At 70.0% G+C, this 13,292-nt stretch carries 15 protein-coding genes and 1 pseudogene; 15 read left to right on the top strand and 1 reads right to left on the bottom strand.

All coding sequences use genetic code 11. From position 1 onward, the window contains the following. Positions 1–62 precede the first annotated feature (62 nt). The 15 genes and pseudogenes from OG698_RS37810 (at position 63) to OG698_RS37880 (ending at position 10,955) form a co-directional block, all read left to right on the top strand. Entirely contained in the window at positions 63–545 is a 483-nt protein-coding gene (locus OG698_RS37810; protein ID WP_406108401.1) for a hypothetical protein, read from the top strand. After that, a complete protein-coding gene (locus tag OG698_RS37815) occupies positions 542–985 on the top strand; it encodes a hypothetical protein (RefSeq protein WP_406108402.1) in 444 nt (147 codons plus the stop codon). The genes OG698_RS37810 and OG698_RS37815 overlap by 4 nt, the downstream gene beginning before the upstream one ends. Positions 986–995: 10 nt before the next feature. Next, complete coding sequence (locus OG698_RS37820; protein ID WP_356700400.1) at positions 996–1,409, top strand: hypothetical protein; 414 nt, start codon at positions 996–998, stop codon at positions 1,407–1,409. A 40-nt stretch (positions 1,410–1,449) separates the two neighbouring features. Next, positions 1,450–2,292 (top strand): winged helix-turn-helix transcriptional regulator, encoded by an 843-nt coding sequence (locus OG698_RS37825; RefSeq protein WP_406108404.1) that lies wholly within the window; start codon positions 1,450–1,452, stop codon positions 2,290–2,292. Next, positions 2,289–2,807 (top strand): regulator, encoded by a 519-nt coding sequence (locus OG698_RS37830; RefSeq protein ID WP_406108406.1) that lies wholly within the window; start codon positions 2,289–2,291, stop codon positions 2,805–2,807. Before OG698_RS37825 ends, OG698_RS37830 begins: the two co-directional genes overlap by 4 nt. Continuing rightward, positions 2,804–4,039 (top strand): MFS transporter, encoded by a 1,236-nt coding sequence (locus tag OG698_RS37835; RefSeq protein WP_406108408.1) that lies wholly within the window; start codon positions 2,804–2,806, stop codon positions 4,037–4,039. Before OG698_RS37830 ends, OG698_RS37835 begins: the two co-directional genes overlap by 4 nt. 32 nt (positions 4,040–4,071) lie before the next feature. After that, positions 4,072–4,374, top strand: a complete 303-nt coding sequence (locus tag OG698_RS37840) for a hypothetical protein (RefSeq protein ID WP_399080213.1) — start codon at positions 4,072–4,074, stop codon at positions 4,372–4,374. Positions 4,375–4,428: 54 nt separating this feature from the next. Then, the gene (locus tag OG698_RS37845) at positions 4,429–5,658 is read left to right on the top strand and encodes an ATP-grasp domain-containing protein (protein ID WP_406108410.1); all 1,230 of its coding nucleotides are present in this window, start codon (positions 4,429–4,431) and stop codon (positions 5,656–5,658) included. Next, positions 5,655–6,527 (top strand): DUF317 domain-containing protein, encoded by an 873-nt coding sequence (locus OG698_RS37850; RefSeq protein WP_406108411.1) that lies wholly within the window; start codon positions 5,655–5,657, stop codon positions 6,525–6,527. The genes OG698_RS37845 and OG698_RS37850 overlap by 4 nt, the downstream gene beginning before the upstream one ends. Before the next feature lie 30 nt (positions 6,528–6,557). After that, positions 6,558–7,046, top strand: a complete 489-nt coding sequence (locus tag OG698_RS37855; RefSeq protein WP_383385075.1) for a hypothetical protein — start codon at positions 6,558–6,560, stop codon at positions 7,044–7,046. A gap of 253 nt (positions 7,047–7,299) precedes the next feature. Continuing rightward, a pseudogene (locus OG698_RS37860) lies at positions 7,300–7,401 on the top strand (hypothetical protein); the annotation flags it as partial. 27 nt (positions 7,402–7,428) lie between these two features. Then, positions 7,429–7,908: a DUF317 domain-containing protein gene (locus OG698_RS37865; protein WP_406111514.1), complete on the top strand. Its 480-nt coding sequence runs from the start codon at positions 7,429–7,431 to the stop codon at positions 7,906–7,908. Between the two features lie 34 nt (positions 7,909–7,942). Continuing rightward, positions 7,943–8,947 carry a SpaA isopeptide-forming pilin-related protein gene (locus OG698_RS37870; RefSeq protein WP_406108412.1) on the top strand — a complete coding sequence of 335 codons (1,005 nt, stop codon included), beginning with the start codon at positions 7,943–7,945 and terminating at the stop codon, positions 8,945–8,947. Positions 8,948–9,756: 809 nt separating this feature from the next. Further along, a complete protein-coding gene (locus OG698_RS37875; protein WP_406108414.1) occupies positions 9,757–10,167 on the top strand; it encodes a GFA family protein in 411 nt (136 codons plus the stop codon). 56 nt (positions 10,168–10,223) lie between these two features. Continuing rightward, positions 10,224–10,955 (top strand): hypothetical protein, encoded by a 732-nt coding sequence (locus OG698_RS37880; RefSeq protein ID WP_406108415.1) that lies wholly within the window; start codon positions 10,224–10,226, stop codon positions 10,953–10,955. A gap of 446 nt (positions 10,956–11,401) precedes the next feature. Here the strand turns inward: OG698_RS37880 and OG698_RS37885 are convergent, their stop codons facing one another. Continuing rightward, positions 11,402–13,285: an ATP-dependent helicase gene (locus OG698_RS37885; protein ID WP_406108417.1), complete on the bottom strand. Its 1,884-nt coding sequence runs from the start codon at positions 13,283–13,285 to the stop codon at positions 11,402–11,404. Between the last annotated feature and the right edge of the window lie 7 nt (positions 13,286–13,292).

A 13,292-nucleotide genomic window follows, 5' to 3' on the forward strand; every position in this document is an offset into this window, starting at 1 on the left:
CGGGTACGGCCGCCCCTCACATTCCCCCAGGCATCGGCCTTTCCAGAACAGGAGTCTCCCTTTTGTCCGACGGCATATCCGATGACGCTGAGGATGTCGTGGGCGTGCTCACCGAACGGATCGAAGCGCGCTTCGCCATGGACATGGACCAGTTGAAGGCCGCGGTCGGCGCCGCGCCGACCGCGAACCCTGACGCCACCGACGTCGTCAAGTGGCACGGCCTTCTCGCTCAGGCCCAGTCCGTGCTCGACCGCGCGGAGGACGACCTCCTCGCCGCGCTGGAAACCCAGCCCAGCGAGGTCGACGACCCGACGATGGGCCTCGCCCACCGCGTGAACGCGGCCGTCACCGCACGCGACGGCCGGGCCATGGTCGTGCGGTGGCTCCTCGACCCGGACGCTCCGGGCAAGAAGGACCTCGCCGCCGAACGGCTCGCCCGCCTTCGCCCCCGAACCGGGCCGGCGGTGCAGACCAGCGCTCCCCAACGACCCCCGGGGACACCTGCGCCAGCAGCGGCGTGGCGGGCGGGAAGGCCCGTCCGTTGAGCCGGGGCAAGGCCAGCACCATGGACGGCGACTTGGAGAAAGTCTTCGGGAACCCGGTCCCGGAACTGTACGAGGCGGCTGTCGGCCACGATGCCTCCCCCGCCCTCGCCCGTGCCCTGGAACTGCGCTCATTCCTGGCTCTGACCGAGGAGCAGGTCACCTGCGTCCGCGACCGCGTGCACGCGGACATGGACCCGGATCGCGACATGGGCGAGCTGTCGGCGGACAAGCTCCGCTTCGATGCGCAGTGGCTGGAGGCGGCGTTGGACGCCCGCGACGGCTACCGCGCCGCCCTCGGCGAGCTGCTGCGCACCATGCCTCCGCCCGACCAACGGGCCCGACCCGTCCGCACGGCACAACTAAGGATCACAGCAACCCTGCCCCCGTCCGCCGCCCCGGCACCCCAGCGTGCCGGGGCGGCCCGGGCCCGCCGACCGTGAAAGCCCCCGCTTGTCCCACCTCACGTCCACCGAGATAGCCGGACGGATCGAGGACTTGTACGGCGCGCCGCTCGCCGACCTCGAAGCCCACGCCCAGGGCCAGCCGCCCGGCATGCTCTCCGCCCTGCTCGGCATGCACGACGAACTCGCCGTCGCCGAGCGCAGCATCGACTTCCACCGCGACCGCCTCGCACGGCTCGTCCACCCCGAGCGGCAGATCGGCCGGCACGAGGTCTCCCATCTCCTCGACGGCTCCCGCCGGCTCGCTGAGGCGGTCGCAGTCCGCGACGTCCAGGCCAAGTCGGTCGCCGCCGTTCTGCAGAGCCTGGCCCGCGTCCCGGCCCCAGCGCCGTCCCCGCCGGCACCCTCGCCGCCCGTTCCGGCTCCGCCCCTTCCGGCCCAGAGCACGGCCCCCAGCCGCTGATCCGCAGGCGATTTCCCTTACTCACCCAGGAGTTTGTCCCTTGGCCATCACCGCTCTGCCTCCCGACACCGACGCCGACATCGCCCGGGTCAGCGAGGCCCTCGCCATGATCACCCCGCGCTGGAACGTCCGGATCCTGCTGGCACTCTCCGGCCCGCCGCTGCGTTACAGCGAGCTGGCGGCCAAGGTGTCCTGGCTGCAGAACGGCCAGCTCCACCCCAAGCTCAAGGCGCTGTGCGACGCGGGCCTTGTCGAGCGCACCGAACACACCGCACGCCATGTGACCTACGGGCACACCGAGCGTGGTGTCGCCCTGCTTCCGGTGCTGCCGGTGATCGTCACCTGGGCCGAGGAGCATCTGGAGACCGCGGACCACCCGCTGCCCGCGATCGAGCAGATCGAGGACAGCCTCACCCTGCTCACCCGGCGGCACGCCGCCGCCATCCTGTGGGTGCTCAAGTCCCGTGGCGAGGTCAGCGGGCGGGCCCTGGCCCGGATCGTGATGCCCAGCAGCGACTGGACCAACGTGTACCCGCCGCTGCGGCAGCTCGTCGCCGACGGCCTGGTCGACACCGAGGGCATAGGCCGGCCCTACCGGCTCTCCGCGGCGGGCGACGGCCTGAGCCCCGTTCTCGGCGCTCTGTCCGCGTGGTCCGCCGGGCAGCCCCTCAACCAGGCGGGCCAACACCCAGTCTGGGGGCACCCGCAGGCGAAGGCCGCGCCGCGGCCGTGGGTCAGCAGCCAGTCCCGGCCGGCCCCCGCAGCCCTCCCGCAGGCCCGGACGGGTGAGCCCTCTCCGGCGTGGCACAACCGCGATCTCTTCTCGCACGCCACGCCCGCCCGCCCGAAGGCGGTCATCCAGGCGGGAGGTCCGCGCCGATGACCACCCCCTTCACCACGGCCGAAGTACGCAACGCGGTCGAGCTGCTGGCGTCGCGCTCCTTGATCCGACTGGTCACCGAGATCGACGACAACGGAGCGATACCGCCACGCCGACTGGCCGCCACCCTCCCCGACCTCTCCTCGCATCACCTGCGCCGCGCTGCCGAAGCGGCCCGTGCCCACGGTCTCGTCCGGACCGCACCCGGCGCCGGCCTGGAACTCACCGCTTGTGGAGCGGAGTTGGCCGACCTGTACGACGCGGCTGCGCGCTGGGCCCGACGCCACGCCTACCCGGCACCGGTCTGCGAGTTCAGCAGTCGCATCCGCCACGTGCTCGAGCTCCTGGCGCCCTCGCTCGCGGCCGAGCGCGCCAACGGCCTGTCGCGGCCGTCCGCCGCGCGACGGCCCAGCGCCGAGGCCGAGGCGGACGTTGCCCGCCCCCGCGCTCTCCTGATCCAGTGGCTGGCCGGCAACCCCCAGGTCACCCGGGTATCCGAGCCCGAGCCGGTCGCGTGAGCGCAGCAGTTACACCCCGGCATGCACGCCACACCGCCGGGCTGATGCGCAGCATCTACCTGCCGCGCACGGCGGACGCCCTCGCGTTCGCCATGTCCACCTACGGCATCCCACTGCTGGTCCTGGCCACCACGCGCTCCGCCGCGCTGACAGGCGCAGCGTTCGCCCTGGAATGGATCCCGCGGCTGGCAGCCTTCGGGTGGGCAGGATCGATCGTCGACCGGCGCGGGGCGGCCGTCGTCTTCCACCTCGCCTCCCTGGGACGCGCGCTGGCCCTCGCCACCGGCGCAGTCCTGCTCCACCTCCACCCGACCGGCACCGTCGCGACCGCGACCGTGATGGTCCTCGCGGCGACCACCGGCGTGCTCACCGAGTTCAGCTACATCGCGGCCGAGACCGCGGGCGCCGCCGCCGGCCGCCGAGCGGGCGCGCAGGCCCACCGCGTCCAGGCCGTCCTGCTCGGCATCGACCAGACCGCGACCCTGGCCGGCCCGGCGCTCGCCGGGGTACTCCTGCTCGCCGGGCCGCCGCCGATGCTCGCGGTGATCACCGTGCTCTCGCTCCTCGCCGCGCTGCTCGCCCTGCGCACACCCCCCTCGCCCGTCGCCCCGGCCCGCGCGCCGAAGGGGAGGTCCAGCGCCGGACTCCTCACCGGGTGGCGCACCATCCGCTCACTTCCCGCGCTCGGCTGGCTCGTGACCGGGCTGACCCTGTCCAACCTGGCCATCGGGCTGCTCCAAGCGGCCGGTCCCGTGATGGTCGTCCAGCACTTCGGGCAGTCCACTACTGCCGTCGGCCTGGTCTGGTCCGCAGCCGCCGGAGCGACGCTCCTCAGCGTCACGCTCTGCCGGTTCGCGATCGACCGCCTGGGCCTTTGGCCGGTCGGCGCCGCCTGCGCCGCCCTCGCCTCGCTCACCTGTCTCGCCGCAGCCCAGGCCCCCGACTACCTGTCCTACCTGGTCCTTGTCGCGGTCCTCATGGCGGCCGAGGGCGGCCTGACGGTCGTCCTGCGCACCCTGCGCTCCCGCCTCATCCCCCCGGAGAAGTTCGGCAGCACCCTGTCGGCGACCATCCTCATCCTCCTGCTGCCCTTCCCCGTCGCCGGCGTGCTCACCGCGCTCACCCCGCCCGACGCCCTGGGCCACGTCATCACCGCGTGCGCCGCCCTGCAGGCCCTCGGCCTGTTCTGCGCCTTCGCCCGCCTGCGCACCGATCCCGCCCTGCACACCTGACCCTGCTGCGCCCCCAGCCTGTGGAGAACCTCATGCCCACCGCCGTCCTCAAGACGAACCGCGCGAGCGGTCGCACCATCACCGAACAGTTCCACGCCTTCGACGTGCACAACCCGCACGTCTACCGCGCTCTGGAACGCATGGCCGCCCGCCGCCTGGCCGCCGGCGCCACACGGGTCAGCCTCAAGGACCTCTTCGAAGACCTGCGCCGCCAACTCCCGTACGGCGTCGCCGGGCTGAACAACAACTTCACCGCCCTCTACGCCCGCCGCCTGATCGACGACCACCCCCACTGGGCCAGCGTGTTCGAGCTGCGCCGCCGCCGCGCCGCCTGAGACACCCCTCTCTCTTCTCCCGTCCTGCCGTCCACCGATACGGAGAACCCCTTCTTGTCCGCACGTCCCCTCGTGCTCGTCGTTTCTCCCGGCGACGAGACCTATCGCGGCTACCTCCTTGAGCAGGTGGCCGCCGCGTACGACGTCGTCCTGCTCACCGGCGCCGAGCCGTCGTGGGAGAAGCCGTTCATCGTCGACCACTCCGTAGTCGACCTGACCGACCCCACCGCACTGCTCGCCGCCGGCCGGGCCCTGGCCGAGCGCCACGACCTCGCCGGCGTGGTCACCTGGGACGAGTGGAACCTCGTCCCCACAGCCCGCCTCTCTCGCGCGCTCGGTCTGTCCTCGACGTCCGTCGAGGTGATGCTGGCCTGCCGCAACAAGGCCACCGCCCGGACCCTCTTCGCCCGCCACGGAGTGCCGTCGGCCGCCTCGATGAAGGCGCGGACCCTGCTGGAGGCCGGCCTTGCGACGATGACCCTGGGCTACCCCGCCGTCATCAAACCCGCCGCGTCCGCCGGCAGCATCGGCGTGATCCGCGTCGACCGGCCCGAAGAACTGCCCGGAGCCTTCGAGTTCGCCTCCGCGGGTGCGAGCCGCAGCCGCGAGGACACCGGCGTCCTGGTCGAGGAGTACCTCGACGGGCCGGAAGTTTCCGTCGAGTGCGTCACCCATCGCGGTGCGACCACAGCGGTCGCCGTGACCCGCAAGCACCTGGGCCCCGCACCGTACTTCGACGAGACCGGCCACACCGTCGATGCCACCGACCCGCTCCTGGCCCAGGTCGCCCCGGCAGCCGCTGCTGCGGTCAAGGCCCTGGGGATCACCGACGGCGTGCAGCACGTCGAGATGCGCCTCGTGGACGGCAGGCCCCGGCTGATCGAGGTCAACGCCAGGATCGGCGGCGACATGATCGGCCACCTCGTCCGCCTCGCCACCGGCATCGACCTGCCCAAGGCCGCCGCCGACCTCGCCTGCGGCACGCCGCCGGACCTCACCCCCACCCGCAGCGGGGCCGCGGGCATCCGCATGCTCTACCCGGCCGCCTCCGGCACCCTCACCGCACGGCGCATCAACCAGCCGTTCGCGGCCCACACCCCCTGGCTGCGGCAGATCCAATGGATCCGCGAGATCGGCGAGCAGCTTCTCCTGCCGCCCGACGGCGACCTGTTCACCGCCCGGGCCGGGTTCTACATCGTCACCGGCCGCAACACCGCCGAGGTCACCGAACGCCTCGACACCGCCGCCGACGAGATCACCGTCGCCACGAGGGCGGACCGATGAGCCACCAGCCCGATCCGCTGCGCGACATCGACGGCGACGTCTACGTCTCACCGCGCCATCTCGCGTCCACCACCGGGACCGGTGACCCCGCTCTCGCCCCGCTGCTCGCCCTCGGCTGGGACCTCCGGTACGACGAGGACTCCAACGTGTACCTGAGCGCTCCCGACCGGCGCGTGCGCCTGGGCTACCTGCCCGAAGGCGAAGACGACGGGCTCTGGCGCATCAACGCCTACAAGGACTCGTTCGGCCCGCCGGCGTGGGGCGTCTGTTTCAACGACCGCGTCCCCACCGAGTTCGTCCAGGCGTTCACCACCGTCCTCGCCACGGCGTACGAGCAGGGGCCGGACGCCTACCTCGCCCGGCCGGTCTCCGGGATCGACGAGCACGACCCCTTTCTCGCCGTCGTCCCGCTCCTGAAACAGGGTTGGGAGATCGACCGCCCGCGCTGGGGCGTCTTCGCGGTCCAGGCCCCGGACGGGCTCGCTGGCATGGAGTTCACCACCGGCGACCTCGATCCGGAAGCGGAACTGACGATGCGTGACGCCCGCTGGCAGCTGTGGGCGGGCAAGTCCATCGACCGGCCCGTCTGGTATGCCACGGCCAGTACCGATACCCCCGTCGCCCTGCTCACCGCCGTCACCGAGTGCGTCGCAGACCCGGCTCCGCTGCCCCGGTGGCGCGAGGAGACCTTCAGCTACATCAAGGGCATGGCCCAGCTCACCCCGATCCTTCCGCCCGGACCGCCGGCCCCCACCCCGCTCGACGTGCAGCGGGCCGTCGCGTCCCGCCGCCCGGCCGCGCTCCCCGCGGCCAGTGTCCCGCGCTGGAGCACCACCAGCCGACCGGCCCTGCCCGGCCCACGCCGGTAGGACCAGCCCGACCCCGACCGGAGACCCCTCTTGTCCCTGCAGGCCCCCGAGTTCTTTGCCGAGCTGTGCCTCCCCTTCCACGACCACGCCGTCGTGGGTAACACCTACTTCGCCGCCCCCGTCCCCGGCGCACCGTTGCGGCTGCGGATCGATTTCGCCGGCACCATCCACGCGGACACCTACGGCGGGCTGCGTGTGGCGGTCGTCCACCCGGACCGCGGCGAGATCGACGCGGTGGCGCTCAGCTTCGTGGACCACGGGACCTTCCACCGCCGCGACGAAGCGACCAACACCCGGCCGAACACCAAGCAGTACGGCACCTTCGACAAGTACCACCGCCCCGGCCGACCCCCGTGGGACGGGGCCGTCACCACCGGGCTGCGCGACGCCATCGAGCAGTACACCGCCGTCTGGTTCCCCGGCGCCTGGGCCGCGTCCGCGCCCAGGCGTACGGCTGGCCGTACACCGCGCAGCACTCCCGTCCCGCCGGCCGCCCCCGCCGGGGCCCGCACCCGCTGAGCCCTCGTACCGATCCCGCGCACCGCAGTTCCGCGCAGCCTTCCCGGCAGGAGCCCCTCCTCGTGTTGCCCGATCTGCTCCCCGACCCCTTCAAGGACCTCGACCCTGCCCACGCCGTGAGGGTTCTCCCGCGTCACCTCGCCGGTCCCGGCCACATGGACCTTCAAACGATCTGGCCCTTCCCGTTCGACCAGGACTGGACGTTGCACCAGCCCGGCCAGGAGCGGCCTACGCCACTAGCCCGTGCCTTCGGCTGTGGACCCGCTTCCTCCCCGAGCCCGACACACAGGGGAAGGGGGCGTGGACCATAGGTGCGAACCCCGCCCCGTTCGGCGAGACGGCTTGGCGCATCACCTTCGACGCCACCACTCCCGCTGAGCTCTTGCTCGACGTCCACGCCGAGTTGCTCGACCTCTACCTCGAAGACCGCTACAGCGACCAGGACCGCCTGTTCGAGGACGCGACCGTGCCGCACGAGGTGTACACGCCCCTCCTCGCCCGCGGCTGGAGCCACAGCATCAAAACGGACGGCACACAGACCTTCCTCGCACCAGAGGGCCTCGGCAGTCTGCGCCACCGGTACGCCACCACCCATTCCGACGGTCCGACCTGGCGGGCCTGGGCCGGATACCCGAGCGAGCCGAACTGGCAGGCACGCTTCTCCTCTGGCGCGCCCACCACACTCGCCGCGGCCTTCACCGCCTCGCTGATCTCCACCGAACCGCTGCACCGCGCCGTACAAGACGTTCCCTTCTACACCGTCGTCACCGCTACGTCGCACCAGCTGCAGCCAAGCAGCCGCCCAGCTATCCGACGCCCGCTCTACCGCCCGCGACGCACGCCGTCGGGCCGCACTCGCTGACCTTCCCTCTACTGATCAAGGAGTCCTCTACCTCGTGCACGCACGTCTCGTCCGATCCGCCGCCGTCGCCGTCGCGGCGGCCGGCACCCTCGCCTGGGCGCCGGCCGCGAGCGCCCAGCCCTCCGAACCGACCCCCTCAGCCCCTGCCACCCACGCCGAGACACCGGCCCCGGACGCGGGCAGCGTCGAGATCACCGCGAAGGACACGGCCGGGGATGTGCTCCCCGGCGCCGCGTTCCTGCTGCTCGACTCCGCCGGCCAGGAAGCCGGGCGCGGGAAGACCGACGCACAGGGGAAGCTGACCTTCCCCGACCTTGAGCCGGGCGTCTACCGGCTCAAGGAGACGGCTTCAGGCAGCCCGCTCCACGAGGTCGTCGCCGACCAGGACGTCATCGTCACCCCGGGCACGAATACTCGGCTGACGATCGTCGACCCGTTCAAGGCCGCGAAGGTTCTCCTGAAGGCCAAGGACGACAAGACCGGCAAGCTGCTGGCCGGCTCCGCGGTCAACATCGGCAGCGGCGACAAGACCATCCTGACGTTGACCACCGGATCCGACGGCACGGCCAGCGGCAAGCTACCCATCAACTCCCGCACGGGCAGCGACTTCTGGGTCAAGCAGGTGAAGGCACCCGTCGGCTACGACATCTACAAGCTCTCGAAGGAGTTCAAGGCCAAGCCGGGCGATCCCGTGACCGTGACCGTCACCAACGCCAAGACCGCCACCACCCCGCCGCCCACGGAGAAGCCGACCGGCAAGCCCACCGAGAGGCCGAGCGACAAGCCCTCCCCGGGCCAGCCCGGCGAGGGCGAGGATGTCCCGGCTCCGTCCGCCTCGGGTACCCCGACCGCCGACGAGACCGCGTCGAGCACCGCGGCGCCTGCCCCCGCGGGCTCGCTCGCGCACACTGGCGCCGACGCCACCCCGTGGCTGATCGGCGGCGCCGGAGTCCTGATCGCCGCCGGCGGAGGCGCCCTCGTCATGACCCGCCGTCGGCGCACGGACAACTCCACCGACGATGGCTCCACCGAGAGCTGACCTATCCGCCTTACGACGCGAAGCCCCCGGAATCGATTCCGGGGGCTTCGTCGTGCGTGAACGGAGGCGCGGCTCCCTGGCAGTGCTTGAAATCCAGTGATGGCACTTTGTATAGGTTGATTGTGCGCTCTACCGTGCCCCGAAAATCATCCCCAGGATCCGCTCCGCCCGGGCCCTCACCTGCGGATCAGGGTGCGCCAGTGCTGCGGCGAACAGCACCGTCAGCAATGCGAGGACCGGGCTGTACATGGTCGTGAAATGCGTTGCGAGTCCCATGTGCAGAGACGGTATCGGATTTTTCTTTTCAGCTTGAATTCCCTCAAATGTACGTTCAAGAGGGGGGTGGGTTTAGGTAATAGGGTCATCCCTAAAAGGCTTACTGGTCACACGCGTTAAGGGCGCCCGATTCCCTCGCTCATCTCCGGAGCGGGTGCAATTCGACTGTGATGGGCCTCACTTGGGGAACCGGGGTAAATCAGCACAGATCCCATCCTCGTTCTCAGCGGATGTGGAGCTTGCTGCGCGGCAGGCGGACGATCGCACGGCTGCGGGCCGTGGTGGGTGTGCCAAGGCGAGCTGGTGGCCGAGGCGGTCTACCGGCGGGGGGTTGCCGCTGCCGGGCCGCCCGCCGTCCATGTGCGGTCGGGGCGCAGCGTGCCGGCGAACAGCGGGGCCCGTGCGTGCGTTCACCGGCAGGGGTGGACTTGTCGTCTCCTTGGTGTCGCTGGGCACCGAACGCCAGCGCGAACACGCAGGGGTGCGCCACACTGCCGCTGCAATCAACGTTCTCGCACCAGAGGAGCCATCCCATGGCCGAGCCGATCGTCGTCCCTGACCTGTGGAGTGGGGGCTGTCAGTGCGGCGATCACACATACGAGGCGGCGGGCGCCCCGGATGACCCCCACCTGTGCTCGTGCGAGCACTGCACGCGCCTGTCCGGGGCGCCGGCGATGGCCTGGGTCGGATTCCGCAAGGACGCCCTGAAGTGGACAGGCCCCGCAGGCGAGCCGACGTACTTCTCCACCTGGCCGACGCTGCACCGAGGTTCCTGCCGGCGCTGCCGAACCCAGCTCACCTCCGTTGCCGACGGCTCGGACATGATCATGGTGACGATCTTCAGCCTCGCCCGCGGCGCCGAAGTGGTCCCAGTCGGACATAGTTACCGCGAAGAGGCGGCGCCGTGGTTGGCCGTTACCCTCGCCCCCGATCCGCAGGGGTGATCGTGACCGTGGCAGTGGCGCCGATCTCTCGGTGGCGGCACAGCTAGCCTTCCGGAGTGATCGAGCCCTCCTCGCTGCCCGGAGACCCCACCGAGCTGCATCTGCGCATTTCCTACGGCGACGAACTCTGTGACACCCCGCAGGCGGACACGCTGGAGCGGTGGGACGTGGCCGTGCTGCACCGGCGGCGTACGCATGACGGCGGCCAGGGCCCGGCGCCGAGCGGCGACTGCGTCACCGCGGACTGCCCGTCGTGCAGGGTGGAGGATGTCGCCGTCGGGTCGATGACTTTCTACCGGGTGCATCTCGACCGCGGCCGGAATGCCTACTGGGCCATGGAGGAAGAATCCGACGAGCTGTACGAGACCGCCCAGGTCCTCCTTGACCCGCAGACGGGTTCGTTCACCAGCGAGGTCGGCGAGCTGCTGGAGTACATCGGCTCCGCGCTGCTCGTCATGGACCGGGTGACCTTGGATCCGCAGTGGCGCGGCCACGGCCTGGCGGCCGTGCTCGGCATCGAGGCGATCCATCGGCTCATGCCCGGCTGCCGGGCCATCGCCTGCTCACCCGGCATTACTGACCTCAGCAGCCAGCGTCTGAGGGATCGATCCGAGTGGGACCGCGTGAACACTAAGATCGCCCAGGGATGGGAGCGCATCGGGTTCCGCCTGTACCGCGACAACATCTATCTCGTCTCGCCCGCCTCGCAGGACCTGGAGGAGCAGCGCAGCGTGCTTCGGGGGCGGCTCGCGGAACTCGGCGCATCCTGGAGGACCGCGACCTCCTGATGGCTCACCGCCGCAGGCACCTCCGGACCAGGATGCCGTGTCGGCTTGACGTGGAGGCTGGAGGTCTCGTCGCGGCGGCCAGGGGCAATTCTTCGCTCCCGGTGGATGGCATGGAGGCGACGTCGGGCACTCTCTCAATCTCCCGAGTTGCACCCCTACCGCCGGCCCGGATAGATGCACGGAGCCAGCAGGTGCGACGGATGGCAGTGCAGTTTGTCCTTTGTCATTCAAGCGAGGCGATTGACAGCGAACCCAGTCGTCGTCTGCGAGTGAGTCGAGCCCGCTCAAGGTCGGATGGGGGACGGACTGCGTCCGTCATCAGCACCCCACGCGACGAGTCACTGGCGCCATGGATATCTATCTCGACCGCGCCCTGGTTCCAGCCCGGGCGGCGCCTCGGCGTCTGCATCAGATTGACCTGGCGGCTGCCTGGCCGAGCGCGGGGTTCAGGCCGAATTCGATGCCTGGTTGAGGATGTCGTCGACGAACTGGGATCGTCCTTCGGTTCGTACGCCGTGGTACGGATCGGTGAAGCGGTCACCGGCAATAAGGACGACTTCGTCCTGGGCCCGGGTGACTGCGACATAGAAGTTGCGGCGTTGCTCCTTGAGGGATCTGGTCGTCAGGTTCTGGTTCGCGAAGTAGAAGGGCATGAGGCCGTCGACCAGGCCGGGAAGGATTACGACCGAGAATTCCCGCCCCTTGGCGCTGTGGTAAGTAGTCAGCACAATGCGGCCGGGGGCACGTTCGCCGGCAAGTTCCGCCATTGTCAGGCCACTTGCTGCCGCAGTTCGGAGAGCACTCGGTGCTTGCTGGTCTCGAAGATCGGGAGCGAGGCTGGCTAGCTGGTCGACGCTGAGGTGTGCGAGCAGGCGGTCGAGGAAGGCCGTGGTGTCATCCTCTGGGGCTTCGCGGTCGGGGGCGTCGAGCAGTGTCAGGAGATCCCGGGCGAGGCTGCGCGGTGTTTCCTCCTCCAGGGTGATACCCGCGGCCTGTCGGCGGTGATGCCATGTGGAAGCTAGTTCTCGGACAGTTTTGGCCTGTTGCGCCGACGTCCGCCGCCGTGCGGGCTCCGACGGCGAATCCGTGGTACCTCCAACCTCACCATCGGGAGCATGCGGCGGCAGGTCCTCAGGACCGGGTACAGGGCCGGCCAGCCGGCGAGCGGTGCAGGCGGAGACGAAGTCGGCGAGAGGTCCGCTGGGGATCTTGCGGGTGCGCTCCATGTCGCAGGGCAGGTCGGCAGTTTGGAGGGCGTTGGTGAGGTGCTTTAGGAGATTCTTGTTGCCCGGATAGAGCACGGCAATATCTTCGGGCAAGGTGCCTGCTGCGATTCGCTGGCGAATGACGTCGACGGTGCGTTGCGCGTGGTCGACGAGATCGCTGTCGTCTTCATCAGTGAATTCTTCGAGGGTGACGGTTCCGGGTGCTTCCTGATCCGGATCGGCTCTGTAGCCGGGGTCTCTGCCCAGCACGCCGCGGCCTGCGGCCACCAGGTTGCTGCCGCTACGGAAGTTCACCAGTAGCTGGATAGTGGTGAAGTCATCTCGCTCGTGGAGTTCCTTGAAGAACCGGATGTCAGCGCCCTGGAAGGCGTACATGGTCTGGTCGGGGTCGCCGACGGCGGTCACCTGGACTCCGGCCATGAGGAGTTCGGTGACCACGGAGTGCAGCACGGGATTGAGATCTTGGTATTCGTCGACGACGAGGTGGGGGAATCGGGCTGAGAGCATGTCGCGGGCGGGCTCGCTTGCCCGGAGTACAGCCAGCGCTCGGCCTGGCATGGCGTCGAAGTCCCAGCAGCCGCGGTCGATCAGAGATTGCTCGTAGAGGTGGACGGCATTCACGTATTGGTGCTGGTAGCCCTGCAGGTTGTGTCCGGCAGCCATGAGACGCCGGATCTTGGTTAACAGACTTTCTGGCTTGTCCTTCACCGGCAGGCCGGCCGTGTACGTGGCCTGGGCCCAGAGTTTGTTGGCTTCGGTGTCGCTGAGGACAGGCAGGTCGTCGGCGTACGGCACGGTAGTGAATCGTGCGTACGGCCGAAGGATGTGGTGTAGGCAGAAGGCGTGCACGGTGCGGCTGGCCAGCCGTCGGCCGGGGCGCATGCCCAGGATTCGCAGTCGGGTGGTGACTTCGGCGGCTGCTGCATCGGTGTAGGTGATCGCGGCGATCCCGCGGTGAGGGCTGGTATTCGCCAGAAGTTGGCCGACGCGGGCCACGAGGGTGCGTGTCTTTCCCGCTCCCGGGCCAGCCACGAGAACCAGGTTGCCTTGATGATGTACAGCCTGACGTTGTCGCGGATGCAAGTCGGCGATCTCCTGGGCCAAGGCCGGA

Source organism: Streptomyces sp. NBC_01003 (genome assembly GCF_045162695.1).
Lineage (GTDB): Bacteria > Actinomycetota > Actinomycetes > Streptomycetales > Streptomycetaceae > Streptomyces.

What these genes read in the sequence shown, in the direction of transcription:
- OG698_RS37830 (WP_406108406.1), top strand. Translation starts at nt 2,289, where the DNA reads ATGACCACCCCCTTCACCACGGCCGAAGTACGCAACGCGGTCGAGCTG.
- OG698_RS37840 (WP_399080213.1), top strand. Translation starts at nt 4,072, where the DNA reads ATGCCCACCGCCGTCCTCAAGACGAACCGCGCGAGCGGTCGCACCATC.
- OG698_RS37850 (WP_406108411.1), top strand. Translation starts at nt 5,655, where the DNA reads ATGAGCCACCAGCCCGATCCGCTGCGCGACATCGACGGCGACGTCTAC.
- OG698_RS37875 (WP_406108414.1), top strand. Translation starts at nt 9,757, where the DNA reads ATGGCCGAGCCGATCGTCGTCCCTGACCTGTGGAGTGGGGGCTGTCAG.